The organism is Streptomyces sp. TRM68416 (genome assembly GCF_014596915.1).
In the GTDB taxonomy this organism is placed as follows: domain Bacteria; phylum Actinomycetota; class Actinomycetes; order Streptomycetales; family Streptomycetaceae; genus Streptomyces.
The window spans coordinates 429,790-455,145 of record NZ_JACVWU010000004.1 but is presented as its reverse complement, the minus strand read 5'-3'; the positions used below and the strand labels follow the sequence as shown (position 1 = coordinate 455,145).

Genomic DNA, 25,356 nt, shown 5'->3' with positions numbered 1-25,356 from the left:
AGTGAGACTTTAGCGGATTCCCGGCTCCCGAGCTAATCGGGGGCCGCGCCCTTTCGAACGTGGATTCCTCATTTCGCGAATACGCACGCCAATGACGCGACGACGGATCGATCGACCCGTTGTCGATTGTTGGCTGGTACTTGCGGAATGGCTGTCCGGGGACCGACCGGAGTCGGCGCTCACGTCGGACAACTCGGAGAACACTACGGAGCGGGTCGAGGTGTGTCAACTCCGCTCCGGGCCGCCCCCGGGAGGCGTACCGTGGAGCGCATGACGACGCGTACGTGCACCCAGCTGTGGTGGGCCGCCTGACGGCGGCCGTAGTTACGTATGCACTCAACGGCCGCCGCCTCGGCGGCCGTTCTCGTTTCTCCCTCCCGAGGGATCGGCCGGCCGGGTGCGGCGGCCTCGACCAGGAGGTGGAGAGATGACGCGGGTCTTCAGCGGGATCAAGCCGACCGGGCATCTGACGCTGGGGAACTATCTGGGTGCCATGCGGCGGTGGGCCGACGTCGATCAGCACCGCGCCGATGCCCTGTTCTGCATCGTCGACCTGCACGCGCTGACCGTGGAGCACGATCCGGCGCGGGTCCGACGGCTGAGCCGGCAGGCGGCGACCTTGTTGTTGGCGTCGGGATTGGATCCGGCGCTGTGCACCGTGTTCGTACAGAGTCATGTGGACGAGCACGCTCGGCTGTCGTACCTGCTGGAGTGCGTGGCCACGGACGGCGAGATGCGGCGGATGATCCAGTACAAGGAGAAGGCCGGGCGGGAGCGGGAGCGCGGTGGGGGTGTGAGGCTGTCGCTGCTCACGTATCCGGTGCTGATGGCGGCGGACATCCTGGCGTACGGGACCGACGAGGTGCCGGTCGGGGACGACCAGACGCAGCATGTGGAGCTGGCGCGGGATCTCGCGGTGCGGTTCAACCAGCGGTACGGGAGCACGTTCGTGGTGCCTCGGGCGACGCGTCCGGGGGTGGCGGCGCGGGTGATGAACCTCCAGGAACCCGGGGCGAAGATGGGGAAGAGCGACGACACCGGGCCGGGGATCGTCTATTTGCTGGACGAGCCGGACGTGGTGCGCAAGAAGGTGATGCGGGCCGTGACCGACAGCGGGCGGGAGGTCGTCTACGACAAGGAGGGCCGGCCGGGGGTGGCGAACCTGCTGGAGATCCTCGCGGCGTGCACGGGTGGGAACCCCTCGGGCCTGAGCGGTGTATATGAGTCGTACGGCGCCTTGAAGAAGGACACCGCGGAGGCGGTGGTCGAGGTTCTCAGGCCCGTGCAGGAGAGGCACAGGGAGCTGTGCGCTGATCCTGGTTATGTGGAGGGGGTGCTGCGGGATGGTGCGGAGAGAGCTCGGGCGATGGCCCGGCCGACCGTGGATGCCGCTTATCGCGCGATCGGGCTGCTGCCGGCGGCTGCGGATATCGGCGTGACTGCTTAGGCGAGCGAGGCGTGCGCTGGGCCGCCCCCTGGGGGCAGGAGGCGGCCGGGGGTCAGCTGTTGTTGCCGGAGGCCAGTTCGCGGCTGCGGTCGCGGGCTGCTTCGAGGGCGGCGATGAGAGCGGCTCGTACGCCGTGGTTCTCCAGTTCGCGGATGGCGCTGATCGTGGTGCCGGCCGGTGAGGTGACGTTCTCGCGGAGCTTGACGGGGTGCTCGCCGCTGTCGCGGAGCATCGTGGCGGCGCCGATCGCGGACTGGACGATCAGGTCGTGGGCTTTGTCGCGGGGCAGTCCGAGCAGGATGCCGGCATCGGTCATGGCTTCGACCAGGTAGAAGAAGTACGCCGGGCCCGAGCCGGAGAGGGCGGTGCAGGCGTCCTGCTGGGACTCGGGGACGCGGAGGGTCTTGCCGACGGCGCCGAAGAGCTCCTCGGTGTGGGTGAGGTGGTCCTCGGTGGCGTGGGTGCCGGCGGAGATGACGGACATGGCCTCGTCGACGAGGGCGGGTGTGTTCGTCATGACGCGGACGACGGGGGTGCCCGGGGCGAGGCGCTCCTCGAAGAAGGAGGTGGGGATGCCCGCGGCTCCGCTGATGACCAGGCGGTCGGCGGGGACGTGCGGGGCGAGTTCGTCGAGGAGGGTGCCCATGTCCTGCGGCTTGACCGTGAGGATCAGGGTGTCGGCGGTCTTGGCGGCTTCCGCGTTGGTGACGGGGGTGACTCCGTAGCGGTCGCGGAGTTCGTCGGCCCGCTCCTGTCGGCGGGCGGTGACCAGGAGGTCGGCCGGGCCCCAGCCTGCTCGGATCATTCCGCTCAGCAGGGCTTCGCCGATCTTGCCGGTGCCGAGGACTGCGACTTTCTGAGTCATGGCTGGGGTGCCCTCCGGGGTTGCGTCGTCCGGGGTTCATCCTCCCATCGGTGACTTGAGTGTGGGTGGGGTGTCCGCTGGGCGGGACACCGGGGAGTTGCTGGTGGGGCTAGGCCGTGCGGCGCCGGAGGGTGGCCGCTCCCAGGGTGAGGACGAGGAGGGCGGAGCCGGCGACGATCAGGACGTCGCGTACGAAGTTGGCGGTCATGTCGGTGTGCTTGAGGACTTCGTTCATGCCGTCGACCGCGTAGGACATGGGGAGGACGTTGGAGATGGCCTCCAGGATGGGGTGCATGTTGGGGCGTGGGGTGAACAGGCCGCAGAGGAGGAGCTGGGGGAAGATCACCGCCGGCATGAACTGGACGGCCTGGAACTCGGAGGCGGCGAAGGCCGAGACGAAGAGGCCGAGTGCGGTGCCGAGGATCGCGTCGAGCAGAGCGATCAGCAGGAGCAGCCAAGGGCTGCCGGTGACGTCCAGACCGAGGCCCCACAGGGCCAGGGCGGTGGTGAGGGCCGACTGGACGACGGCGATGGCCCCGAAGGCGAGCGCGTAGCCGGCGATCAGGTCGCCTTTGCCCAGGGGCATGGCGAGGAGGCGTTCGAGGGTGCCCGAGGTGCGTTCGCGCAGGGTGGCGATGGAGGTGACCAGGAACATCGTGATCAGGGGGAAGATCCCCAGGAGTGACGCCCCGATGTTGTCGAAGGTGCGCGAGTCGCCGTCGAAGACGTAGCGCAGCAGGAAGAGCATCAGGCAGGGGACGAGGAGCATCAGCGCGATGGTGCGCGGGTCGTGGCGGAGCTGGCGCAGGACCCGGGCCGCGGTGGCGATGGTGCGGGAGAAGTTCAAGGGGCTCGTGGATACGGCGGCGGGTGTGCCTGTGGTGCGTGGGGTGCTGGTCTTCGTGGTCATCGGGTGGCCTCTTTCTCGCGTGCGGCGGCCGCGACGGCCTCGTCCACCAGGTGCAGGAACGCGGCCTCGACGGTTTCGGAGCCGGTGCGGGTGCGGAGGGCGTCGGGGGTGTCGTCGGCGAGGATCTGGCCCTCGCGCATGAGGAGGAGGCGGTGGCAGCGCTCGGCCTCGTCCATGACGTGCGAGGAGATGAGGAGGGTCGCGCCGCGCTGGGCGGCGATGTCGTGGAAGAGGTTCCACAGGTCGCGGCGGAGTACGGGGTCGAGGCCGACGGTGGGTTCGTCGAGGACCAGGAGTTCGGGGGTGCCGAGGAGTGCCACCGCGAGGGAGACGCGGCTGCGCTGGCCGCCGGAGAGGTTGCCGGCGAGGGAGTCCGCGTGGCTGGTGAGGTCGACGTCCTCGATGGCTCGGGTGACGCTCTCGTGGCGGCGGTCGGCGGCGTGGTGGCCGGGGGCGAGGATCGCCGCGAAGTACTCCAGGTTCTGGCGGACTGTCAGGTCGTCGTAGACGGAGGGGGCTTGGGTGACGTAGCCGATGAGGGTGCGCAGGGTGGGGTGGCCGGCTCGGAGGCCGAGGACGTCGAGGGTTCCGGTGACCTTGTCCTGGGTGCCGACGATCGAGCGCATGAGGGTCGATTTGCCGCAGCCGGAGGGGCCGAGGAGGCCGGTGACCTGGCCACGCGGGACGCTGAAGTCGATGCCGCGCAGGACGGTGCGCGGGCCGCGTACGACGGTGAGGCCTTCGGCGCGGATGGCGGGGGTGTCGTCGGTGGGTCGGGAGGTGTTTCCGGTGCCCTGGGCGGGAGCTGTGTCAGGGGGTGGCGGTGTGCCTGGGGTGGGTGATTCCGAAGGGATATTCATCATGTGCGGATTAACTCTCCATGCGAGGGGTGCCGTCAAGTGGTGGGGCCGGATGGCGCAGGCGCGTGGAGGCGCGATCGGAGGTGAGCCGTCCGCTCTGTGCGCCTCCGTCGGATCCAGGGACGGCTGCGAGCCGCTGCCCGCGAGGTCGTATGCCACGCATGGACGCCACCCCCTCCCCCGTGCGGTACCCACGCGACTCCCGCGCGAACGGTCGAGGCAGGGGGCGCCGCGGGCGGGATGCTCGGGAATGTGTTCGAGTGGGGTGTGGGTGGGGTCGGTGCTTGCCGTGGCCGAAACGGCGACCATGTGGGGGCCGCGCTACGCGGTCAGGAGTGGTTGAGGGCGACGAGCAGGTCGACGTCGTAGACCTCCTCGACGATCCCGTCCGGGAAGTGCTTCGTGAGGTGGGCGCGCTCCTGGGTGAGGAAGGCGGAGCTCGCCTCCTCGCCGTGGACCAGGAAGATCGAGTGGCTGCCGAGGTTCGCCAGGTGTGTGGCGACCGGGACGCGGCGGCTCCAGCGGACCGTGCGGCGGGCGAAGTCGAGGCGGTGGGCGGGATCGGCGGCCCGTTCACTGGCGCCGTGCTTCTCAGCGACGGGGTCGAGGCCGAAGAAGCGTTCCATGCGCTGCGCCTGGGCCGCGGCCCAGGGGACGTCGTGGGGGTTGGTGTTCCACCAGACAGCGAGCGCGCCGCCCGGACGCAGCACGCGCAGGGCCTCCGGGATCGACCGCTCGGGGTCGGTCCAGTGCCAGGCCTGGGCGTAGGTGAGGAAGTCGGCGGAGGAGTCGGCGAGCGGGAGGGCGTTGCCGTTCCCGAGGACGATCGGGATGCCGGGGTGGGCGCGGCGGAACTCCGCCGCCATCCCCTCGCCCGGCTCCACCGCGACGACGTGGGCGCCGCGGGCCTGCAGAAGGGCGGTCGCGATGCCCGTGCCGGCGCCGACATCCACTGCGCGGGAGCCGGTGAGGGAGCGGCCCGCCAGGTCTTCCACGGCGTCGAAGAGGGCGGGCGGGTAGGAGGGGCGGTTGGCGGCGTACTGAGCCGCGGCGGCGTCGAAGGAGCGGGCCCTGTCGGTGTGCGAAGAGGCTGCCGTCATAGGGCCATGGTGGCCGGGAGCGCGCCGCGCGGTGCGGCGATGTCCGGAACTCAGCCGTTCAGGAGCGGCGGCGCTTCTTCGAGGGGTTGCCCGAGCGGCGGGTGCTGCGCTTCTCGTACTGCTTGCGGGCCGTCTCGTACTCCTCGCGGTGGAGCTTCTCGCCGGGGGCCTCGACGAGGGAGCGGAAGAAATACGCCAGCAGCGAGCCGACGAACCCGATGGCCAGCAGACCGCGGAGGGAGGCCTGACGGTCGGGATCGGGGCGCTTGGTGAAGCCGTCCCACGTGTGACGGAAGGCGAGCGCACTGCAGATCGCGAACATCACGACCATGAGGAGGGTGACGAAGCTGCCGACCTCCGCGATCTGCAGGCCCTGGTAGGCGAAGCGGAGGACCAGGCAGGAGACGACGGCGGCGGCGAGCGAGCCCACGGCCACGCCGATGCGGCGCGCCGTATAGCCGTTCGTACGGTCGACCCACGTCGTACCGAAGAAGCGGAGGGGCTCGGGACGGGGTCCCGTGGCCGGGGACGGGGTGCCGTTTTCGTCGCTCACGCGTCGATTATGGCTCCGGGCCCGGCCACGGGGCCCTCCGGGGCTCAGGCGCAGCGCGAGGCCACGTAGCCGTCGCTGCCCGTGTACACGTAGGCGTCCGAGACGTACTCGCCGTTGCTGATGTTGTCCCAGATCTTGGTGGTGCCGTACGGGCCCGTCACCGTCTCGCCCGGCCTCTGGCAGTAGATCGGGACTCGGGAGCCCTCGGGCAGGACGCGCACGATGCTGTAGCCGGTGCCGGGGCCGCTGCGGACGTTCAGTTTGACCCCCGGGGCGATCGAGTAGTAGCGCAGAGCCGCAGTGGCGAGTACCTCCGCCTGCTCTCCGCCCTTGGCCTCTTCGACTCGGTCGACAGACATAAAAAGCCTCCCCCGTTGGATCCCACGTCTGCCGTGGGGTCCCGTTGATTCCCCTGAATCACGCCATCAAACACATATACGCAACTCGCACGCAGAGGCTAGCAAGCCGCCTCCGTCTCGTACGGGTCATCGACTAGGCTCCCGTTGCGTCGCGCGCGCGGACGAACAGCACGGGGGTGGTCCTATGGCGCCACAGCGGAACGCCGGGGCGGGCGCGGAAGCGGAACTTCCGGAGTACGCCGGGCACTACCGGCTGGAGTCCTGCCTGGGCTCCGGCGGGATGGGCGTCGTACACCTGGCGCGCAGCACGTCCGGCATGAAGCTGGCGGTGAAGGTCATTCATGCCGAATTCGCCAGGGACCGTGAGTTCAGGGGGCGTTTCCGGCAGGAGATCGCGGCGGCCCGGAGGGTGAGCGGTGCCTTCACCGCCTCCGTCGTCGATGCGGATCCGGAGGCCGAGCGGCCCTGGATGGCCACGTTGTTCATCCCTGGGCCGACCCTGTCCGACCATGTGAAGCGGAATGGCTCCATGGCGCCGGAGCAGTTGCGTCGGCTGATGGCCGGACTGGCGGAGGCGCTGCGCGACATTCATCGCGTCGGGGTGGTGCACCGGGATCTGAAGCCGAGCAATGTGCTGCTCGCCGAGGACGGGCCGAAGGTCATCGACTTCGGCATTTCTCGGCCAAAGGACAGCGAGCTGCGGACCGAGACGGGGAAGTTGATCGGTACGCCGCCGTTCATGGCGCCCGAGCAGTTCCGGCGGCCGCGAGAGGTCGGGCCGGCCGCCGACATCTTTGCCCTCGGGTCCGTGATGGTGCACGCGGCCACGGGGCGCGGGCCGTTCGACTCGGACAGTCCGTACGTTGTTGCCTACCAAGTCGTCCATGACGAGCCTGACTTGACGGGCGTCCCCGACAACCTCGCGCCGCTGATCCAGCGGTGTCTTGCCAAGGATCCGGAGGACCGGCCCACTCCTGACGAGTTGATGCGGTCGCTGCGGTCCGTGGCGGCCTCGTACGACACACAGGCGTTCATTCCGTCCCAGCGGACGACTGACGAGTACCGGGCCATACCCCGCCGCGCCGAGAGGCCGGCAGAGCGGCCGCCGAAGAGGTGGCGGAGCCGCCGGGCAGCCGCTCTGGCAGGAGGTGTTCTGGCGCTCGTGGTGGGCGGCGGCATCGGGACCTATCACCTGGTCGGTGGCGACGATCCGGCACCGACCAGGAACAGCGCCCGGACGACGCCGGCCGGGTTCGAAGCGTGGGAGACCGAATCGGTCTCCGGAGCGGCGGCCACGCCGCAGTGCTCCTACGGAGCGGGCAAGCTCCTCTGCGCGCAGCCCGGCGTCGTGTTCGCCCTCAAGGCGTCCGACGGCGCCCTTCTGTGGCGCCACGCCACCGCGAAGACCCACCGGAGCAAGCCCCCCGTCCTGTCCGGTGGAGTGGTGCAGCCTCTGACGGAGCGGGATCCTCGGCTGGAAGGGCTCGACCCGGCCTCTGGCAAGGCACGTTGGGAGAGGACGACACCCCCGTACAGCGGTATGTGCTCCGCGGGAGGCATGGTCCTGTTCACCGACGCGGACGGCGCTGTCACCGGTGTGGACGGTATGTCAGGTGAGACGAAGTGGAGTCACCGCATACCCGGCCAGGGCGTGCCCTTCTTCTCGTCGTTCGCCGGTGACGGGCTGGCGTACGCGACCAGTCAGCCCGACGAATCGACCACAGCCGTCACCGCCGTGGATCCGGCCACGGGCAGCGTGCAGTGGAAGGCGCGGCTGCCAGGGACGTTGAAACCCGTCGGAGCCCAGGACGGGTCCGTCTTCTTTCTGTCTTCTGAGCCCTTCCAAGGCACGACAGCCGTCGTTCGCTACACCCCTGGATCCCGGACGCCGCAGCGCGTAGCACTGCCCGTCACCCGTCAGGATCCCCTGGCCGCCGTGCGCGGGAGCGTCGTGTACGTCCTGTCCACGGGCGGCGCCCTGGAGGCCGTCGACATGGCGGCCGGGAAACGGCTCTGGTCTCTTGAGACCTCCCTGAGCCGAGGTTCCGCGCCGGTCGTCGACGGGCGGCATGTGTACATCAGCGGTGCTGACGGGCGGCTGCTCGCGGTCGATACACGGAGTGGGACTCTGGTCGGTCAGACGTCGCCGCGGCTGGCCGCGAAGGCGGACCGCGTCGTCGGCGAGCTGCCCGCCCCCATCCTCGCCCACCACCACGTCTACGCCGCCGCCCCCAACGGCTCCGTCTTCGCCGTGGACGCTCGCGACCCCGCCTCCTGGTGACGGCATGACGAAGGGGCCGCCCCCGGCGAACGGGAAGCGGCCCCTCGTAGGACCCGGCGGCGGAGGGCTCAGCCGAGCATGGTCACGTCGCGTACGGCGCCCTTGTCGGCGCTCGTGGCCATCGCGGCGTAGGCGCGCAGGGCGGCGGAGACCTTGCGGTCGCGGTTCTTGGGGGCGTACACGCCGTTCAACGCCTGGTCGCGGCGGGTGAGTTCCGCGTCGTCGACGAGGAGTTCGATGGTGCGGTGGGGGATGTCGATGCGGATGCGGTCGCCGTCCTCGACGAGGGCGATCGTGCCGCCGGAGGCCGCCTCCGGGGAGGCGTGGCCGATCGACAGGCCCGAGGTGCCGCCGGAGAAGCGGCCGTCGGTGATGAGGGCGCAGGCCTTTCCGAGACCGCGGCCCTTGAGGTACGAGGTCGGGTAGAGCATCTCCTGCATGCCCGGTCCGCCCTTGGGGCCCTCGTAGCGGATGACGACGACGTCGCCCTCCTTGACCTGCTGGGTGAGGATCTTCTGGACGGCCTCCTCCTGCGACTCGCAGACGACCGCCGGGCCCTCGAAGGTCCAGATCGACTCGTCGACGCCGGCCGTCTTGACCACGCAGCCGTCCACGGCGAGGTTGCCCTTGAGGACCGCCAGGCCACCGTCCTTGGAGTACGCGTGCTCGACGGAGCGGATGCAGCCGCCCTCGGCGTCCTCGTCCAGCGCCTCCCAGCGCTCGGACTGGGAGAATGCCTCGGCGGAGCGGACGCAGCCGGGGGCCGCGTGCCACAGTTCGAGCGCCTCGGGGGACGGGGAGCCGCCGCGGACGTCCCACGTCTTCATCCAGTCCGCGAGGGACGGGCTGTGGACGGCGTGCACGTCCTCGTTCAGCAGGCCCGCGCGGTGCAGTTCGCCGAGGAGGGCGGGGATGCCGCCGGCCCGGTGCACGTCCTCCATGTAGTACGTACGGTCCTTGGCGACGTTCGGCGCGACCTTCGCCAGGCACGGGACCCGGCGGCTGACGGCGTCGATCTGCTCCAGGCCGAAGGGCACGCCCGCCTCCTGGGCGGCGGCCAGCAGGTGCAGGATCGTGTTGGTGGAGCCGCCCATCGCGATGTCCAGGGCCATGGCGTTCTCGAAGGCCCGGAAGGTGGCGACGTTGCGGGGCAGGACCGTCTCGTCGTCCTGCTCGTAGTAGCGGCGGGTGATGTCCATGACCGTACGGGCGGCGTCGACGTAGAGCTGCCTGCGCGCGGTGTGGGTGGCGAGGACCGAGCCGTTGCCGGGCAGGGAGAGGCCGATGGCCTCGGTCAGACAGTTCATGGAGTTGGCCGTGAACATGCCGGAGCAGCTGCCGCAGGTCGGACAGGCGTTCTCCTCGATACGGAGGATGTCCTCGTCCGAGATCTTGTCGTTCACGGCGTCGGAGATCGCGTCGACCAGGTCGAGCGTGCGGACCGTGCCGTCCACGAGGGTGGCCCGGCCGGACTCCATGGGGCCGCCGGAGACGAAGACCGTGGGGATGTTCAGGCGCAGGGCCGCGTTCAGCATGCCCGGGGTGATCTTGTCGCAGTTGGAGATGCAGATCAGGGCGTCGGCGCAGTGGGCCTCGACCATGTACTCCACGCTGTCCGCGATCAGGTCGCGGGAGGGCAGGCTGTACAGCATGCCGCCGTGGCCCATCGCGATGCCGTCGTCGACGGCGATCGTGTTGAACTCGCGCGGGATGCCCCCGGCCTCGGCGATCGCCTCGCTGACGATCCGGCCGACCGGCTGGAGGTGGGTGTGGCCCGGCACGAACTCCGTGAAGCTGTTGGCCACGGCGATGATCGGCTTACGGCCGATGTCCGCGCCCGGTACACCGGAGGCGCGCATCAGGGCGCGGGCGCCCGCCATGTTGCGGCCGTGAGTGACTGTGCGGGACCTCAGCTCGGGCATCGTCGCTCGCTCCTTCAGACGGATAGGGCTGCTACTGAGCGTACGCCGGTCATCCAGGGGCCGGACACAGTGTCCGGAATGCGGGATGTACGTCTCGGGCGGCGGCCGGGGTTGAGGGGCCGGGTGGGCTCAGGGGCCGGGTGGGCTCAGGGGCCGGGTGGGCTCAGGGGCCGGGTGGGCTCAGGGGCCGGTCAAGTGGCCCTGCACCACCGGGGCCACCCTCGCGATGATCTGCTCCGGGTCCGCCGACGCCACCGGCTCGATCTTGATGACGTACCGGAGCATCGCGATGCCCACGAGCTGGGCGGCCGCGAGTTCGGCGCGGAGCTGGGCGTCCGGGGTGTCGAGCTGGTCGGCGATGCGGCGCATCAGCTGGGCGGCGACGAGGCGGCGGAAGACGGCGGCCGCGGTCTCGTTGTTCACGGCCGAGCGGACGATCGCGAGCAGCGGGGTCCGGGTGACCGGGTTCTCCCAGAGGCCGAAGACCATCCGGGTCAGCCGTTCGCCCACGTCGTCGAGCGGGCCGTCGAGGATCATGTCGCGGGCGTTCAGCGCGGGGCTGAAGGCGACCTCGACCGCCGCCTCGAAGACCTGCTCCTTGGTGCCGAAGTAGTGGTGCACGAGTGCGGAGTCGACGCCGGCGGCCTTGGCGATGCCGCGCACCGAGGTCTTCTCGTAGCCCCGCTCGGAGAACTCCGCGCGCGCCACGGCCAGGATGCGGTCACGGGTCCCGGCGGCTTCGGTACGGGTACGGCGGCCGCGGCCCCTGCGGAGGGGGGCGGCTTCGGGGGCCGGGACTGGTGCGGACTCGGTCATGGCCGGGGCACCTTCACCGCCGAGGCCAGGTGGAGGCGGGTGAAGGCCAGCGCCTCGGCGAGGTCGGCCTCCCGTTCGGCGCTGGACATCGCGCGGCGGGTGTTGACCTCGATGACGACATGGCCGTCGAAACCGGTCAGGGCAAGACGTTCCAGCACCTCGGCGCAGGGCTGGGTGCCGCGGCCGGGGACGAGGTGCTCGTCCTTCGCCGAACCCCGGCCGTCCGCGAGGTGCACATGGCCCAGGCGGTCGCCCATGCGGTCGATCATGTGGATCGCGTCGCTGCGGGCGGTCGCAGTGTGGCTGAGGTCGATCGTGAAGTGGCGGTAGTCGTCCTTCGTGACGTCCCAGTCGGGGGCGTAGGCGAGCATCTCGCGGTCCCGGTAGCGCCACGGGTACATGTTCTCCACGGCGAACCGCACATCTGTCTCGTTCGCCATACGCCAGATCCCCGCGACGAAGTCGCGCGCGTACTGGCGCTGCCAACGGAACGGCGGGTGCACGACCACCGTGCTCGCGCCCAGCTTCTCGGCCGCCGCCCGGGCTCGCTGAAGCTTGACCCAGGGGTCCGTGGACCACACGCGCTGAGTGATCAGCAGACAGGGGGCGTGCACGGCCAGGATCGGGATCTGGTGATAGTCGCTCAGTCTGCGCAGCGCCTCGATGTCCTGACTCACCGGGTCGGTCCACACCATGACCTCGACCCCGTCGTACCCGAGGCGCGCGGCGATCTCGAAGGCCGTCGCCGTCGACTCCGGATAGACGGAGGCCGTCGACAAGGCAACCTTCGCATCCGGGATGCGCACCGCTGGTTCTGCCACGAGGGACAGAGTACGGGGACTCCCCAGACGCCGGGGAGCCGATCGCTGCGCGCGGGCCACGGGGTACGACAACCGGCCAGGGGTGCGTACGAGGTTCCCGAGACGGGGAGCCGGGGCGGCGCATCACGCGCGTGCAGGGCATATACGGGCGCAAGGGTGCGCGCGTGTGCCGTGCGTGGGGAGTTGGGCGGGGAGTGGGCGGGCCCGCATCGGTGGGGTGTGTGGCGAGGGGAGGGTGGCGCACTTCACGCACGAGCGCCGCTGGTGCGCGCTGTGCGCCTTGCGGCGGGTGGTGCGTGGTGGGCTTGTGCGCCGGGTGGGGTGTGGCTTGCGCTCTTGGGCGGGCGGTGTGCGCTGCGCGCGAGGGGTTGGGTGGGGTGCGGCTTGCGTCTGCGCTGGGGGTGCGCGCCGTGCACTCCGGGGCTTGTGCGGGCGTTGTGCACGCCGGGGCTGGTGCGGGTGTTGTGCGCCCTGCGGTGCCCCGCGTGCGCCATGCGCCGGGCGGCGCTCATTGGCGTCGCGCGCCGGGCGTGCGCAAAGTGAGCCGGGCGCGGGCGGCGCACGCCCCCCTCCCCGCCCGCCTCGGCGCCCTGGACGTCTACGCGGCCTCCGCCCCGCCCCTGGCCGGGCGCCCCCGCCCACGTCAGGGCGGACCGCCCCACGTCAGGGCGATGCCCGCGCCCGTCGGTGTCACCCGGCGGGCATGTGGTCCAGCCGTCGCAGGATGACGCCCTCCCGCAGGGCCCACGGGCAGATCTCCAGGGTCTCCACGCCGAAGAGGTCCATGGCGCCCTCGGCGACGAGCGCGCCCGCGAGGAGCTGGCCGGCACGGCCCTCGGAGACGCCGGGGAGGTCGGCGCGCTGGGCTGCCGTCATCCCGGCCAGCTGGGGCACCCAGCCCTCCAGGGACTCGCGCTTCAGCTCGCGCTGGACGTAGAGGCCCTCGGCGGAGCGGGCGGCGCCGGCGAGGCGGGCCAGCTGCTTGAAGGTCTTGGAGGTGGCGACCACGTGGTCGGGGGCGCCGAAGCGGCTGAATTCGCCGACGGTGCGGGCGATCTGGGCGCGAACATGACGACGCAGCGCCCGGATGTCGTCGGGGTCGGGCGGATCGCCGGGCAGCCAGCCGGCGGTGAGGCGGCCCGCGCCGAGCGGCAGCGACACCGCGGTGTCCGGCTCCTCGTCGATGCCGTAGGCGATCTCCAGGGAGCCCCCGCCGATGTCGAGGACGAGCAGTTTGCCCGCCGACCAGCCGAACCAGCGGCGGACGGCGAGGAAGGTCAGCCGGGCCTCCTCCTCGCCGGTGAGGACCTGGAGCTCGACGCCGGTTTCGGCCTGCACGCGCGCGAGGACGTCATCGGCGTTGCTGGCCTCGCGCACGGCGGAGGTCGCGAACGGCAGCAGATCCTCGACGCCCTTGTCCTCGGCGGCCTGGAGCGCCTCCTGGACGACCGAGATCAGTTTGTCGACCCCCTCGGGGCCGATGGCCCCGCCCTCGTCGAGGAGTTGGGCAAGGCGCAGATCCGCCTTGTGCGAGTGCGCGGGCAGCGGGCGCGCGCCCGGGTGCGCATCCACCACCAGCAGATGCACCGTGTTCGATCCCACGTCGAGGACACCGAGTCTCATGTACGGAACGCTACTGCCAGCGGAGCCGTTCACCTGCCCCGGAGCGGTCCCGGCGGAGGCTCCGGGCGACTTACCCTGGACGCGTGCCAAAGACGAAAAAGGCGAAGGACCAGAAGGCGGCCAAATCAACCAGCGGTTCTTCGCAGGTGAAGCCACCGAAGAAGGCGAAGAAGTCCTCGGAGGCCGACGAGAAGGGGCTCGATTTCGCGCGCGCGTGGGTGGAGTTCCCCGATCCGGCAGACGACGAGCAGGTCTTCCGGTGCGATCTGACATGGCTGACCTCTCGTTGGACCTGCATTTTCGGCAGCGGCTGCCAGGGCATCCAAGCAGGTCGCGCGGATGACGGGTGCTGCACCCTGGGTGCCCACTTCTCCGACGAGGACGACGAGAAGCGGGTGGCGGAGCACGTGGCGAGGCTCACGCCGGAGATCTGGCAGCACCATGACGTGGGCATGGAGACCGGCTGGGTCTCCGAGGACGACGAGGGATCCCGGCAGACCCGCCCGTACCAGGGTTCGTGCATCTTCCAGAACCGGCCGGGCTTCGCCGGCGGAGCGGGCTGCTCGCTGCACATCCTCGCCCTGCGGGAGGGCCGCGAGCCGCTGGAGACCAAGCCGGACGTCTGCTGGCAGCTTCCGGTGCGGCGGACCTACGACTGGATCGACCGGCCCGACGACACCCGGATCCTCCAGGTCTCGATCGGCGAGTACGACCGCCGCGGCTGGGGCCCGGGCGGCCACGACCTGCACTGGTGGTGCACGTCGGCCACCTCGGCGCACGGCGCCGGCGAACCGGTGTACGTCTCCTACCGGGCAGAGCTGACCGAGCTGATGGGCAAGGCGGGCTACGACCGTCTGGCCGAGCTGTGCGAGGAGCGGCTGGCCTCGCAGCTGCCCCTGCTGGCACCGCATCCGGCCGATCCCGTCGACTAGGGACTGCACGGCGGGTCGGTCGCGGCAGGGCGGCCGGTGACCCACCGATGCTCCGCCGCGCAGGACCTTGGGCACGTTACGACGTGGACGGGCTCGGGTCGTCGCTGTCGCCGGGTGGTGGCGGGTCCTCCGGGTCGGAGGGTGCCGGGTCGGTGGGGGTCGGGTCGGGGTCGGGCGACGTGGGGGGCGGGTCGCTGGGCGGCGGGTCGCTCGGGGCGGGGTCCGTGGGGGCCGGGGTGGTGGGGGCCGGGTCCGGGTCGGACGACGAGGGCGGCGGGCTGCCGGGGGTGGAGGGCTCCGGGTCGGGGTCGGGGTCGGGGTCGGGGCCGGGCGCGCTGCCGTAGCCCTCGATGCAGACGATGGCGCCGGCCGGTGCCACCGCCACCCGTGCGCTCCAGTACCCGGACGGCTCGCGCAGGTGGTCGACGTACACCTTGATCGTCAACGATTCGCCCGGTTCGAGGGTTCCCGACGACCGGCTCAGGTAGAGCCAGGGGGCCGCGGTGGTCGCGGACCAGCGGACGGGGGCGTCGCCGGTCGCGGTCAGGGTGATGAGCGTGGTGTCGCCGCGGTTGTCGGCGGCGACGTCGAGGTGGCCGCTGTCCTTCTTCCCGGCGCCGGAGACGCTGATGACCTCCACGCAGACATCGGCATGGCCGTCCTTGGAGAAGCGGCCGCCGGGGCGGCTGGCGTTGCCGGCGTTCTCGTAGCCGCCGCCCGCCATCTCGCCGTCGAGGGCGTCGGGGCCGTGTGCCTCGCTGGCGCTGGCCGAGCGGTCCCCGGTGCCCTCGCCGGTGGGCGTGCCGCGGTAGGCGGCCCACAGGGCGAGCACGGGGGCGGCCACGACGGTGGCGACGACGGTCGTGGTGACGGCACGCGCGCGGAGGCGGTCCCGGCGGGCGGCCCAGTCCTTGGGGTCCATCGGGAAGCCGCGCCGGTCGAAGCGGGGAGCGGCCCCCCGCGCGCGGGGGGCGTGGGCCATGGCGGCGGACAGGGCCGCGCGGGGCGCCTCCAGGACGGGCAGCTCGGCCGGGGTGACGGTGGCGCCGGGCCAGCGGCCGGGAACGGCGCGCTCGGCGGTGCGGCGGCAGCGCGGGCAGTCGTCGACGTGCCGCACCAGCTCGCGGCGCAGGGCCGTGCTGAGCACGAGCTGGTTGTCGCCGGTGAGGCGGGCGACGCTCGGGCAGGTGCCGGTCTCGACCACGGCGAGGGCTGCGCGGGTGCGTTCGACCTCGCAGGCGGCGGAGGCGAGCAGGTCGCGGGCGGCGGCGAGGTCCATGCCGAGGACGGCGGCGACCTCGTGGGCGGCGAGCCGGTGGCGCACGGCGAGTTCGAGCGCCTCACGCTGCTCCGGAGTGGTCCCGGCGGCCTCCGGCCAGGCGAGCTGGGCGAGTTCACGCGCGCGCTCCTCCCGGACCTCGTCGGAGACCGGTGCGGCGGCGGGCTGTCGCTGGGCGCCGGGGCGGCCTGCGGCGTGCGTGGCCTGACGTTTCTGCTTGGCCTCGGCGAGCTTGCGCAGACAGGACCAGCGGGCCAGTGCGTACAGCCAGGCCCTGCGGTCGTCGGCGGACTCCGGTACGCGCTGTCCGCGCCGCTCGGCGAGCGCCAGGACGTCGCCGAGGGCCGCCGTCGCGGCGTCGTGGTCGCACAGGACGGACAGGCAGTAGGTGAACAGGCCGTCCAGGTACGGCTCGTAGCGCGCGGGCGGGCGCTGCGCCAGCGTGCGCGCGGCGGCTCGGTCGCGCGCCTCTCGTTGCGCTCGGTGTGCGCCGGTGGTGCGGGTCGGGGTCTCCGGACGGCTGCTCATCACCCGTGGACCGTAGGCGGCGGGGAGATGCCCCTTCTCCCCGCTTGAGCACTTTTAATCCGTACGGGTGAAACGATCCCTCATAAGGGGACAGGAACCTCTCGTTCCGTGTCCGATTTGCAGCAGATGCTGGCTGGATCTCGGTGGCCACCGGGCCCCGGGCGGCGGGCGCGGCCCGGTTGTCAGTGGCGGCGGTTACGGTTCGTGCATGGCTGCCCGTACGAAGTCCGCCAAAGAGCGCCCGTCCTACCGCTGCACCGAGTGCGGCTGGCAGACGGCCAAGTGGCTCGGTCGCTGCCCCGAGTGCCAGGCCTGGGGGACGATCGAGGAGTACGGCGCGCCCGCGGTCCGTACGACAGCGCCGGGGCGCGTCACCACCTCCGCCGTGCCCATCGGCGAGGTCGACGGCCGTCAGGCGACCGCACGCTCCACCGGCGTGCCCGAGCTGGACCGGGTCCTCGGCGGCGGGCTGGTACCCGGTGCCGTCGTTCTCCTCGCGGGCGAGCCGGGCGTGGGCAAGTCCACCCTCCTGCTCGACGTCGCGGCCAAGTCGGCCAGTGACGAGCACCGCACGCTGTACGTCACGGGCGAGGAGTCGGCGAGCCAGGTACGGTTGCGCGCCGACCGCATCAAGGCCATCGACGATCACCTGTATCTCGCCGCCGAGACCGATCTGGCGGCCGTGCTGGGCCACTTGGACGCGGTCAAGCCCTCGCTGCTCATCCTCGACTCGGTGCAGACGGTGGCCTCCCCGGAGATCGACGGCGCCCCCGGCGGCATGGCGCAGGTGCGGGAGGTGGCCGGGGCGCTGATCCGGGCCTCCAAGGAGCGCGGGATGTCCACGCTGCTCGTGGGCCACGTCACCAAGGACGGCGCCATCGCGGGCCCCCGCCTCCTGGAGCACCTCGTGGACGTCGTGCTGCACTTCGAGGGCGACCGGCACGCGCGCCTGCGCCTGGTGCGCGGCGTCAAGAACCGCTACGGCGCGACGGACGAGGTCGGCTGCTTCGAACTGCACGACGAGGGCATCACGGGCCTGACCGACCCGAGCGGACTCTTCCTGACCCGTCGTGCGGAGCCGGTCCCGGGCACCTGCCTGACCGTCACCCTGGAGGGCCGCCGCCCGCTCGTCGCCGAAGTGCAGGCGCTCACCGTCGACTCGCAGATCCCCTCCCCGCGCCGTACCACCTCCGGCCTGGAGACCTCCCGCGTCTCGATGATGCTCGCCGTCCTGGAGCAGCGGGGCCGGATCAGCGCCCTGGGCAAGCAGGACATCTACTCCGCGACGGTCGGCGGCGTGAAGCTCTCGGAGCCCGCCGCGGACCTCGCGATCGCCCTGGCGCTGGCCAGCGCCGCCAGCGACACCCCGCTGCCCAAGAACCTCGTCGCGATCGGCGAGGTGGGCCTCGCGGGGGAGGTCAGACGGGTCACGGGCGTCCAGCGCCGACTCGCCGAGGCGCACCGGCTGGGCTTCACGCACGCGCTCGTGCCGGGCGACCCCGGCAAGATCCCTCCCGGGATGAAGGTGCTGGAAGTCGCCGACATAGGGGACGCTCTGCGGGTCCTTCCGCGCTCGCGTCGCCGAGAGGCCCCACGGGACGAGGAGGACCGCCGGTAGACTTTGCCCTGGTCTCGCCCGTCCGTACGAACCAAGTGTGCGAAACGGGAGCGCCCCAGAACCTGCGACCGGAGGAGTGCAGTGGCAGCCAACGACCGGGCAGCAGCTCCCGGAAAGTCCGGTGGGAGCTCCGGTGCCGATGGCCTGATGCGCGCCTCACTGAGCGCCGTGGCACCCGGCACGGCCCTGCGCGACGGCCTTGAGCGGATTCTCCGCGGCAACACCGGGGGCCTCATCGTGCTCGGCTCCGACAAGACCGTCGAGGCCATGTGCACGGGTGGATTCGTCCTGGATGTGGAGTTCACGGCGACTCGGCTGCGGGAGCTGTGCAAGCTGGACGGCGGCATCGTGGTGTCCTCGGATCTGTCGAAGATCCTGCGGGCGGGCGTGCAGCTGGTCCCCGACCCGACGATCCCCACCGAGGAGACGGGCACCCGGCACCGCACGGCGGACCGGGTCAGCAAGCAGGTCGGCTACCCCGTCGTCTCCGTGTCCCAGTCCATGCGGCTGATCGCCCTCTACGTCGACGGGCAGCGGCGCGTCCTGGAGGACTCCGCGGCGATCCTGTCCCGCGCGAACCAGGCGCTGGCGACCCTGGAGCGGTACAAGCTCCGCCTGGACGAGGTCGCGGGCACGCTGTCGGCGCTGGAGATCGAGGACCTGGTGACGGTCCGGGACGTCTCGGCGGTGGCGCAGCGACTGGAGATGGTCCGTCGTATTGCGACCGAAATCGCCGAGTATGTGGTGGAGCTGGGCACCGACGGGCGTCTGCTGGCGCTTCAGCTGGACGAGTTGATCGCCGGGGTGGAGCCGGAGCGGGAGCTGGTCGTACGGGACTACGTTCCCGAGCCCACCGCCAAGCGGTCCCGTACGGTCGACGAGGCGCTGTACGAGCTGGATGCGCTGACCCATGCGGAACTGCTCGAACTGCCTACGGTGGCGCGGGCGTTGGGGTACACCGGGTCGCCCGAAGCGCTGGACTCCGCGGTGTCGCCGCGGGGGTTCAGGCTGCTGGCGAAGGTGCCGCGGCTGCCGGGGGCCATCATCGACCGGCTGGTGGAGCATTTCGGAGGGCTGCAGAAGCTGCTGGCCGCGAGTGTGGACGACCTCCAGACCGTGGACGGGGTGGGTGAGGCCCGGGCGCGGAGTGTGCGCGAAGGGCTGTCCCGGTTGGCGGAGTCGTCGATTCTGGAGCGGTACGTCTGACGTGGCGGCGGGTGCCCGGCGCTGCCGCTGAGGCCGGGGCGTCGCGCGGCCCGGCGCCAACGGGGTGCCGCCTGCGCCCACCCGTGCCGCCCCAGGCGGCACGCATGCCCGCAGGCTCAGCGGCTTGGGTCGGCACCGCCTGCACGGATGGGCGCCGACCCAGGCGGCACGCATGCCCCCGGGCTCAACCGCGTGGGCTGGCATAGGTGGGCGCCAGCGCAGGCCGGCACGCATGCCCGCAGGCTCAGCGGCTTGGGTCGGTACCGCTTGCACGGGTGGGCGCCCGACCCAGGCGGCACGCATGCCCCCGGGCTCAACCGCGTGGGCTGGGGGCGCCAGCGCAGGTCGGCACGCATGCCCGCAGGCTCAGCGGGCCCTGTAGTACCGCCAGCGCGGGTGGGCGGCGGACCAAGTGGGGCGTATGACTGTGGGGCAAGTTCGCCGCTCGGCCGTTGGATCAGTCCTTCTCCAGGACGAATGACGTCTGGGTCTTCGTGAAGCCCGGGGCGGTGGCTTCGACGAGGTAGGTGCCTGCGGGGGCCGAACCCGGCCGCGGGGTGGCGCAGTTGGGGGCGCTGGGCTTGCGGTCCCACTTCACGGTGTAGGTGACGGCACTGTCGGCGGCGACGCGGAAGACGAGGTGCGCGGCGGTCCTGGGGCAGTCGGCGGAGGACCAGTAGTCCTCGTCGGCGCCGGCCTGGGTGATGGTCAACACCGCGTTCTTCGGGCCGAGATCGACCTTGCAGTCGCGGTCGGAGGAATTGGCGGCGGTGAGCTCGAAGGCGGGCGTCTGGCCGGGCTCGTAGGTGTTGCGGACGCTGCGCAGGGCCAACTTGACGGCGCCCGCGGTGCAGTTGGGCAGCGAGGAGCCCGCGGGCAGGGCGTCGCCCGCCCCCACTCCCGTACCGCCCTCCGAACCGCCGCCCGCACTCCCGTCGGCCCCGGAGCCGGAACCGGAGTCGGAGTCAGACCCGTCACCGGATCCCGCACCGCTCCCGGACGAGTCCCCGGAGCCAGACCCGTCGCCCGCCCCACCTGAGTCCTCGTCCCCCGACTCCTCGCGTCCGCCCGGCGCTTGACTGATCGCCGGTCCGGAGCCGGAGGGCCCCGGCGTGATGGTCGACGCCGAAGGGGCGGGATTCTTGCCGTTGGTGCCGTCGGCGCCGTTCTTGCCGCCGCCGCCCGTCGTGAGCACCCAGGCCATCAGCAATGCCAACAGGGCGACCACGGACAGCAGTACGGCCCTCCGTCGCCAGTAGATGGAGGAGGGAAGCGGCCCGACCGGATTGCGCAGAGATCCCACGGCGCAAACTGTACGAGAGATCGGCGGGTTCGCTTGCCCCACCCGCCGCCAAGAGCCACAACTTTTCCGGATCATCATCCCGGTCCCGGGCCGGAACCCGCACCTCCGCAAGCCGCCGTTCAGCGCACCCGGCCGCCGAAGACCGTCCGCCGTCCCCCGCAGGGGTGGCGGTCCCACCGCGCGGCCGCCCCGTCATGGCAGGATCGGAAGGCCATGACTGCGCCCACGAAGCCCGACGCCCCCTCCGGCAGCCCCACTGGATCCCCCGCCGGAGAGCCCCTGCACGCCCCCGTCATCGACTGGTTCGAGGAACACGCCCGCGACCTGCCCTGGCGGCGGCCCGAGGCCGGACCGTGGGGGGTGATGGTCAGCGAGTTCATGCTCCAGCAGACGCCGGTCAACCGGGTCCTGCCGGTGTACGAGCAGTGGCTGGCCCGCTGGCCGCGCCCCGCCGACCTGGCCGCCGAGGCCCCCGGCGAGGCCGTCCGCGCCTGGGGCCGGCTCGGCTACCCGCGCCGCGCCCTGCGGCTGCACGGTGCGGCCGTCGCCATAACGGAACGGCACGGCGGCGACGTACCGACCGACCACGCGCAGCTCCTCGCCCTGCCCGGCATCGGCGAGTACACGGCCGCGGCGGTCGCCTCCTTCGCGTACGGGCAGCGGCACGCCGTGCTCGATACGAACGTCCGCCGGGTCTTCGCCCGGGCCGTCACCGGCGTGCAGTACCCGCCGAACGCCACCACCGCCGCCGAACGCAAGCTCGCCCGCGCGCTGCTGCCCGAGGACGAGCCGACCGCCGCACGCTGGGCCGCCGCCTCCATGGAGCTGGGCGCGCTGGTGTGCACGGCCAAGAACGAGGCCTGCCCGCGCTGCCCGATCGCCGCGCAGTGCGCGTGGCGGCTCGCGGGCAAGCCGGAGCACGACGGGCCGCCGCGCCGCGGCCAGACCTACGCGGGTACCGACCGCCAGGTGCGCGGCAAGCTGCTCGCCGTACTGCGCGAGGCCCACGCGCCGGTGCCGCAGGCGGCGCTGGACCGGGTGTGGCACGAGCCGGTGCAGCGCGCCCGGGCGCTGGACGGACTGGTGGCGGACGGACTGGTGGAGCCTCTGCCGGGTGGTTTGTATCGGCTGCCGTTGACCTGAGTCACAGCTCGGCCGCACCCGTTCCACCCGCCAAACCACCCCATAAGCCGATCATTCGGCGCACCGCTTTACCCCTTTCCTACTTCCGTTACACAACCGACGGACAGCCGACGGACAGCCGCAGGCTGCTGCGCACAGCCCCGTGACAACGCCTCCGTAGCTTCATTTCCGTGCTCGACAGGAGCGCTGGGTAAGTCAAACGGGGATGTGGAGGCGGTCGACATGGCGCAGGGCGAGGTGCTCGAATTCGAGGAGTACGTCCGCACCCGGCAGGATGCGCTGCTGCGCAGTGCCCGCCGACTGGTGCCGGACCCCGTGGACGCCCAGGACCTCCTCCAGACGGCGCTGGTCCGGACGTACGGCCGCTGGGAGACCATCGAGGACAAGCGGCTCGCCGACGCCTACCTGCGCCGCGTCATGATCAACACGCGGACCGAGTGGTGGCGGGCCCGCAAGCTGGAGGAGGTGCCGACCGAGCAGCTCCCGGACGCCTCGGTGGACGACGCCACCGAGCAGCACGCGGACCGCGCCCTGCTGATGGACGTCATGAAGGTGCTCGCCCCGAAGCAGCGCAGCGTGGTCGTGCTGCGACACTGGGAGCAGATGTCCACGGAGGAGACGGCCGCCGCCCTCGGCATGTCGGCCGGAACGGTCAAGAGCACGCTGCACCGGGCGCTCGCCCGGCTCCGCGAGGAGCTGGAGAGCCGCGATCTGGACGCACGCGCGCTGGAGCGTGAGGAGCGGGAGCGTTGCGCGGCCTAGCCGACGAGGCCACAGGGACGACAGGGGCCCGCAAGACCCTGCAGGCGGTGATCACGGCGCTGGCCGTGCTCGCCGCCCTCGCCCTTTCCGTCGCCGCCTGCGCCACCGGTGGCACCGGTACCCGCGACGAGGGCCCGGCGTACGGCGAGTCGGCGGCCGGCGCTGTCGTGGCCACCCCGTCGTCGTCGCCCCCGTCGGCCTACGGCGGGCGCCCCGACCAGGCCGACGTCGTACGGATCATCAAGCAGGACCCGCAGGTCTCCGAGAAGGTCAAGCTCGCGCTGAAGCCGTGTGTCGCCGACGACTACCCCATCGACGTGAGCTACGGCGACCTGACCGGCGGAGCGTCGAGCGATGTCGTCGTCAACGTGGTGACCTGCGGTGACCAGATCGGGGTCGGCTCGTATGTGTATCGCGAGGCGAACGGCTCGTACGAGAATGTGTTCGCGACCGAGGAGTCTCCCGTCTATGCGCAGATCGACCGCGGTGACTTGTTGGTGAGCAAGCAGGTGTACGAGAAGGGCGACCCGGTGTCGCGTCCGTCCGGCGAGAACGTGATCACGTACCGGTGGACCGCGAACCGCTTCACCCAGACGTACTTCTGGCACAACGACTACGGCGCGTCCGTCGGGGACGAGCCGTCGCCGGTTCCGGCCGGCTGAGCCGGGCGGAGAACCGACCGGCTCAGAACCGACCGGCAGAGAACCGACCGGATCAGAACCGACCGACGGAGAACCGACCGACGGAGAACCGAGCGACGGAGCCGCCCCCCGGAGAGACAGGGAACAGGTCCGGCGGAGAGACGGAGAATCGATCCGGCGGAGAAGCGATCCGGTGGCCGCGTGAACCGATCGGCCCCTCCCACCCGATCTTCTGTAGAACGCCCACCACCAAGCCACGACCACGAGGACTGAGAGCAGCGGGATGGCAGACCAGACCCACGTTCTGTTCGTCGAGGACGACGACGTCATCCGCGAGGCCACCCAGCTCGCCCTGGAGCGGGTCGGTTTCGCGGTCACCGCCATGCCCGACGGGCTGTCGGGCCTGGAGGCGTTCCGGGAGAAGCGCCCCGACATCGCGCTGCTCGACGTCATGGTCCCGGGGCTCGACGGGGTCAGCCTGTGCCGTCGTATCCGGGACGAGTCGACCGTGCCGGTGATCATGCTGTCGGCGCGCGCGGACTCCATCGACGTGGTGCTGGGTCTGGAGGCGGGCGCGGACGACTACGTGACCAAGCCGTTCGACGGTGCCGTGCTGGTCGCGCGCATCCGGGCGGTGCTGAGACGCTTCGGGCACGCCGGCGGCGGCGACCGTGCGGAGGAGACCGGTTCCGCGGCGGACGGCGGTGTGCTGACCTTCGGCGAGCTGGAGATCGACACCGAGGGCATGGAGGTGCGCCGGGCCGGGCAGCCGGTGGCGCTCACCCCGACCGAGATGCGCCTGCTGCTGGAGTTCTCCTCGGCGCCCGGCACCGTGCTCTCCCGCGACAAGCTGCTGGAGCGCGTGTGGGACTACGGCTGGGGCGGGGACACCCGGGTCGTCGACGTCCATGTGCAGCGGCTGCGCACGAAGATCGGCCAGGACCGCATCGAGACGGTCCGCGGCTTCGGCTACAAGTTGAAGGCCTAGCGGGGCGGGGACATGCGGGGGATCTCCTGGCGCCGCGCCGATCTGCGCGCGGCCGGTATCCGTACCGGACTGACATGGAAGCTCAGCGCGGCCATCGCGCTGGTGGGCGCGCTGGTGGCGATCGCGCTCAGCCTGGTCGTGCACAACGCGGCCCGGGTGTCGATGCTGGACAACGCGCGCGATCTCGCCAACGAGAACATCCAGACCGCGCAGCGCAACTACGAGCTGTCCGGGCGGCGCAGCATTCCGAACATCAAGATCGACGCCCCGGATCTGCCGGAGCCGCTGCGGGCGAAGGTCGAGCAGGGGCGCCGGGCGACCTATGTGAGCGACACGCCGGGCGGGCCCGACATCTGGGCGGCCGTACCGGCCAAGGACGGACGGGTGCTGTCCCTGCGCACCGGGTTCACCGACCGCAGCGCCGACATCCTGAAGGACCTCGACCAGGCCCTGGTGATCGGCTCCATCGCGGTCGTTCTCGGGGGCAGTGCGCTCGGGGTGCTCATCGGCGGGCAGATGTCACGCCGGCTGCGCCGGGTGGCGACCGCGGCGGGCCAGGTCGCCAAGGGCGAGACCGACGTCCGGGTGCGGGACGCCGTCGGCGGGGTCGTACGGGACGAGACCGACGATCTGGCGCGGGCGGTGGACGCGATGGCGGACGCGTTGCGGCAGCGGCTCGAAGCGGAGCGCCGGGTGACCGCCGACATCGCGCACGAGCTGCGCACCCCGGTGACCGGTCTGCTGACGGCGGCCGAGCTGCTGCCGCCGGGGCGTCCGACCGAGCTGGTGCTGGACCGGGCGAAGGCCATGCGCACACTGGTGGAGGACGTCCTGGAGGTGGCCCGGCTCGACGGTGCCTCCGAGCGGGCGGAACTGCAGGACATCATGCTGGGCGAGTTCATCACCCGGCGGGTCGCGGCGAAGGACCCGGACATCGAGGTGCGCGTGGTGCACGAGTCGGAGGTCACCACCGACCCCCGGCGGCTGGAACGCGTGCTGTTCAACCTGTTGGCCAACGCCGCCCGGCACGGCAGACCGCCCGTCGAGGTCACCGTCGAGGGCCGGGTCATCCGGGTCCGTGACCACGGGCCCGGCTTCCCCGAGGCGCTCCTGGCCGAGGGCCCGAGCCGCTTCCGCACCGGCAGCAGTGATCGCGCGGGCCGCGGTCACGGGCTCGGACTGACCATCGCGGCCGGTCAGGCGCGGGTACTGGGCGCGCGGCTGACGTTCCGCAACGTCCGTCCGGCGGGGGCACCGGAGGACGTGCCGGCGGAGGGTGCGGTGGCGGTGCTGTGGCTGCCGGAGCACGCGCCGACGAACACCGGAAGCTATCCGATGCTGCCGTGAGCGCGGCGGGTGATCAGCGGGACTCCTTCGAGAAGTCCGGCTCCTCGTTGCG

General features: G+C 71.6%; 22 protein-coding genes. 10 read left to right on the top strand and 12 right to left on the bottom strand.

The window, feature by feature from the left end; all coding sequences use genetic code 11:
• Positions 1-427 precede the first annotated feature (427 nt).
• Positions 428-1,447, top strand: coding sequence for a tryptophan--tRNA ligase (trpS, locus tag ICC28_RS09730; protein WP_188288031.1), 1,020 nt, complete (start codon positions 428-430; stop codon positions 1,445-1,447).
• A gap of 52 nt (positions 1,448-1,499) precedes the next feature.
• Here the strand turns inward: trpS and proC are convergent, their stop codons facing one another.
• The 6 genes from proC to ICC28_RS09700 all read right to left on the bottom strand — a co-directional run bounded on the left by proC (position 1,500) and on the right by ICC28_RS09700 (position 6,094).
• Entirely contained in the window at positions 1,500-2,312 is an 813-nt protein-coding gene (gene proC, locus ICC28_RS09725; RefSeq protein WP_188288030.1) for a pyrroline-5-carboxylate reductase, read from the bottom strand.
• A gap of 109 nt (positions 2,313-2,421) precedes the next feature.
• Positions 2,422-3,222, bottom strand: a complete 801-nt coding sequence (locus ICC28_RS09720; protein WP_188288029.1) for an ABC transporter permease — start codon at positions 3,220-3,222, stop codon at positions 2,422-2,424.
• The gene (locus tag ICC28_RS09715; RefSeq protein WP_188288028.1) at positions 3,219-4,085 is read right to left on the bottom strand and encodes an ABC transporter ATP-binding protein; all 867 of its coding nucleotides are present in this window, start codon (positions 4,083-4,085) and stop codon (positions 3,219-3,221) included. The genes ICC28_RS09720 and ICC28_RS09715 overlap by 4 nt, the downstream gene beginning before the upstream one ends.
• A gap of 326 nt (positions 4,086-4,411) precedes the next feature.
• Positions 4,412-5,182 (bottom strand): class I SAM-dependent methyltransferase, encoded by a 771-nt coding sequence (locus ICC28_RS09710; RefSeq protein WP_188288027.1) that lies wholly within the window; start codon positions 5,180-5,182, stop codon positions 4,412-4,414.
• Between the two features lie 58 nt (positions 5,183-5,240).
• The gene (locus tag ICC28_RS09705; protein WP_188288026.1) at positions 5,241-5,735 is read right to left on the bottom strand and encodes an EamA/RhaT family transporter; all 495 of its coding nucleotides are present in this window, start codon (positions 5,733-5,735) and stop codon (positions 5,241-5,243) included.
• 44 nt (positions 5,736-5,779) lie between these two features.
• Complete coding sequence (locus ICC28_RS09700) at positions 5,780-6,094, bottom strand: SH3 domain-containing protein (RefSeq protein ID WP_188288025.1); 315 nt, start codon at positions 6,092-6,094, stop codon at positions 5,780-5,782.
• Between the two features lie 184 nt (positions 6,095-6,278).
• On the opposite strand from ICC28_RS09700, the gene ICC28_RS09695 reads away from it, so the two are divergent.
• Positions 6,279-8,375, top strand: a complete 2,097-nt coding sequence (locus ICC28_RS09695; protein ID WP_188288024.1) for a serine/threonine-protein kinase — start codon at positions 6,279-6,281, stop codon at positions 8,373-8,375.
• 68 nt (positions 8,376-8,443) lie between these two features.
• Here ICC28_RS09695 and ilvD read toward each other — a convergent pair whose 3' ends face one another.
• From ilvD to ICC28_RS09675, 4 genes are all read right to left on the bottom strand, one after another.
• On the bottom strand, positions 8,444-10,297 hold the full coding sequence (gene ilvD / locus ICC28_RS09690; RefSeq protein WP_188288023.1) for a dihydroxy-acid dehydratase: 1,854 nt from the start codon (positions 10,295-10,297) through the stop codon (positions 8,444-8,446).
• A gap of 180 nt (positions 10,298-10,477) precedes the next feature.
• Positions 10,478-11,113, bottom strand: coding sequence for a TetR family transcriptional regulator (locus tag ICC28_RS09685; RefSeq protein ID WP_188288022.1), 636 nt, complete (start codon positions 11,111-11,113; stop codon positions 10,478-10,480).
• Entirely contained in the window at positions 11,110-11,934 is an 825-nt protein-coding gene (locus ICC28_RS09680) for a sugar phosphate isomerase/epimerase family protein (RefSeq protein WP_188288021.1), read from the bottom strand. Before ICC28_RS09680 ends, ICC28_RS09685 begins: the two co-directional genes overlap by 4 nt.
• 690 nt (positions 11,935-12,624) lie before the next feature.
• The gene (locus ICC28_RS09675) at positions 12,625-13,557 is read right to left on the bottom strand and encodes a Ppx/GppA phosphatase family protein (RefSeq protein ID WP_188288020.1); all 933 of its coding nucleotides are present in this window, start codon (positions 13,555-13,557) and stop codon (positions 12,625-12,627) included.
• A gap of 83 nt (positions 13,558-13,640) precedes the next feature.
• Between ICC28_RS09675 and ICC28_RS09670 the strand changes: the two genes are divergently transcribed.
• Entirely contained in the window at positions 13,641-14,489 is an 849-nt protein-coding gene (locus ICC28_RS09670; protein WP_188288019.1) for a hypothetical protein, read from the top strand.
• Positions 14,490-14,565: 76 nt separating this feature from the next.
• Here the strand turns inward: ICC28_RS09670 and ICC28_RS09665 are convergent, their stop codons facing one another.
• Entirely contained in the window at positions 14,566-16,299 is a 1,734-nt protein-coding gene (locus tag ICC28_RS09665; protein WP_188288018.1) for a BACON domain-containing protein, read from the bottom strand.
• 205 nt (positions 16,300-16,504) lie between these two features.
• On the opposite strand from ICC28_RS09665, the gene radA reads away from it, so the two are divergent.
• Together radA and disA are read left to right on the top strand one after the other, a co-directional pair.
• Positions 16,505-17,914, top strand: a complete 1,410-nt coding sequence (radA, locus tag ICC28_RS09660; RefSeq protein WP_188288017.1) for a DNA repair protein RadA — start codon at positions 16,505-16,507, stop codon at positions 17,912-17,914.
• An 81-nt stretch (positions 17,915-17,995) separates the two neighbouring features.
• Positions 17,996-19,120, top strand: a complete 1,125-nt coding sequence (gene disA / locus ICC28_RS09655) for a DNA integrity scanning diadenylate cyclase DisA (RefSeq protein WP_188288016.1) — start codon at positions 17,996-17,998, stop codon at positions 19,118-19,120.
• 457 nt (positions 19,121-19,577) lie between these two features.
• On the opposite strand, the gene ICC28_RS09650 is transcribed toward disA, so the two are convergent.
• Complete coding sequence (locus tag ICC28_RS09650) at positions 19,578-20,423, bottom strand: hypothetical protein (protein ID WP_188288015.1); 846 nt, start codon at positions 20,421-20,423, stop codon at positions 19,578-19,580.
• A 213-nt stretch (positions 20,424-20,636) separates the two neighbouring features.
• Here ICC28_RS09650 and ICC28_RS09645 point away from each other — a divergent pair, with 213 nt between their 5' ends.
• The 5 genes from ICC28_RS09645 (at position 20,637) to cseC (ending at position 25,304) form a co-directional block, all read left to right on the top strand.
• Positions 20,637-21,566, top strand: a complete 930-nt coding sequence (locus ICC28_RS09645; RefSeq protein WP_188288014.1) for an A/G-specific adenine glycosylase — start codon at positions 20,637-20,639, stop codon at positions 21,564-21,566.
• 222 nt (positions 21,567-21,788) lie between these two features.
• Positions 21,789-22,328 carry a SigE family RNA polymerase sigma factor gene (locus ICC28_RS09640; RefSeq protein ID WP_188288013.1) on the top strand — a complete coding sequence of 180 codons (540 nt, stop codon included), beginning with the start codon at positions 21,789-21,791 and terminating at the stop codon, positions 22,326-22,328.
• Complete coding sequence (locus tag ICC28_RS09635; protein ID WP_188288012.1) at positions 22,316-22,990, top strand: hypothetical protein; 675 nt, start codon at positions 22,316-22,318, stop codon at positions 22,988-22,990. Before ICC28_RS09640 ends, ICC28_RS09635 begins: the two co-directional genes overlap by 13 nt.
• Before the next feature lie 262 nt (positions 22,991-23,252).
• Positions 23,253-23,957, top strand: a complete 705-nt coding sequence (gene cseB, locus ICC28_RS09630; protein ID WP_188288011.1) for a two-component system response regulator CseB — start codon at positions 23,253-23,255, stop codon at positions 23,955-23,957.
• Positions 23,958-23,969: 12 nt separating this feature from the next.
• Positions 23,970-25,304 (top strand): two-component system sensor histidine kinase CseC, encoded by a 1,335-nt coding sequence (gene cseC, locus ICC28_RS09625; protein ID WP_188288010.1) that lies wholly within the window; start codon positions 23,970-23,972, stop codon positions 25,302-25,304.
• Positions 25,305-25,356: the final 52 nt, after the last annotated feature.

Coding starts and splice junctions, on each gene's coding strand:
- trpS (WP_188288031.1), top strand. CDS start 428: ATGACGCGGGTCTTCAGCGGGATCAAGCCGACCGGGCATCTGACGCTG.
- proC (WP_188288030.1), bottom strand. CDS start 2,312: ATGACTCAGAAAGTCGCAGTCCTCGGCACCGGCAAGATCGGCGAAGCC.
- ICC28_RS09720 (WP_188288029.1), bottom strand. CDS start 3,222: ATGACCACGAAGACCAGCACCCCACGCACCACAGGCACACCCGCCGCC.
- ICC28_RS09715 (WP_188288028.1), bottom strand. CDS start 4,085: ATGATGAATATCCCTTCGGAATCACCCACCCCAGGCACACCGCCACCC.
- ICC28_RS09710 (WP_188288027.1), bottom strand. CDS start 5,182: ATGACGGCAGCCTCTTCGCACACCGACAGGGCCCGCTCCTTCGACGCC.
- ICC28_RS09700 (WP_188288025.1), bottom strand. CDS start 6,094: ATGTCTGTCGACCGAGTCGAAGAGGCCAAGGGCGGAGAGCAGGCGGAG.
- ICC28_RS09695 (WP_188288024.1), top strand. CDS start 6,279: ATGGCGCCACAGCGGAACGCCGGGGCGGGCGCGGAAGCGGAACTTCCG.
- ilvD (WP_188288023.1), bottom strand. CDS start 10,297: ATGCCCGAGCTGAGGTCCCGCACAGTCACTCACGGCCGCAACATGGCG.
- ICC28_RS09685 (WP_188288022.1), bottom strand. CDS start 11,113: ATGACCGAGTCCGCACCAGTCCCGGCCCCCGAAGCCGCCCCCCTCCGC.
- ICC28_RS09675 (WP_188288020.1), bottom strand. CDS start 13,557: ATGAGACTCGGTGTCCTCGACGTGGGATCGAACACGGTGCATCTGCTG.
- radA (WP_188288017.1), top strand. CDS start 16,505: ATGGCTGCCCGTACGAAGTCCGCCAAAGAGCGCCCGTCCTACCGCTGC.
- ICC28_RS09645 (WP_188288014.1), top strand. CDS start 20,637: ATGACTGCGCCCACGAAGCCCGACGCCCCCTCCGGCAGCCCCACTGGA.
- ICC28_RS09640 (WP_188288013.1), top strand. CDS start 21,789: ATGGCGCAGGGCGAGGTGCTCGAATTCGAGGAGTACGTCCGCACCCGG.
- cseB (WP_188288011.1), top strand. CDS start 23,253: ATGGCAGACCAGACCCACGTTCTGTTCGTCGAGGACGACGACGTCATC.
- cseC (WP_188288010.1), top strand. CDS start 23,970: ATGCGGGGGATCTCCTGGCGCCGCGCCGATCTGCGCGCGGCCGGTATC.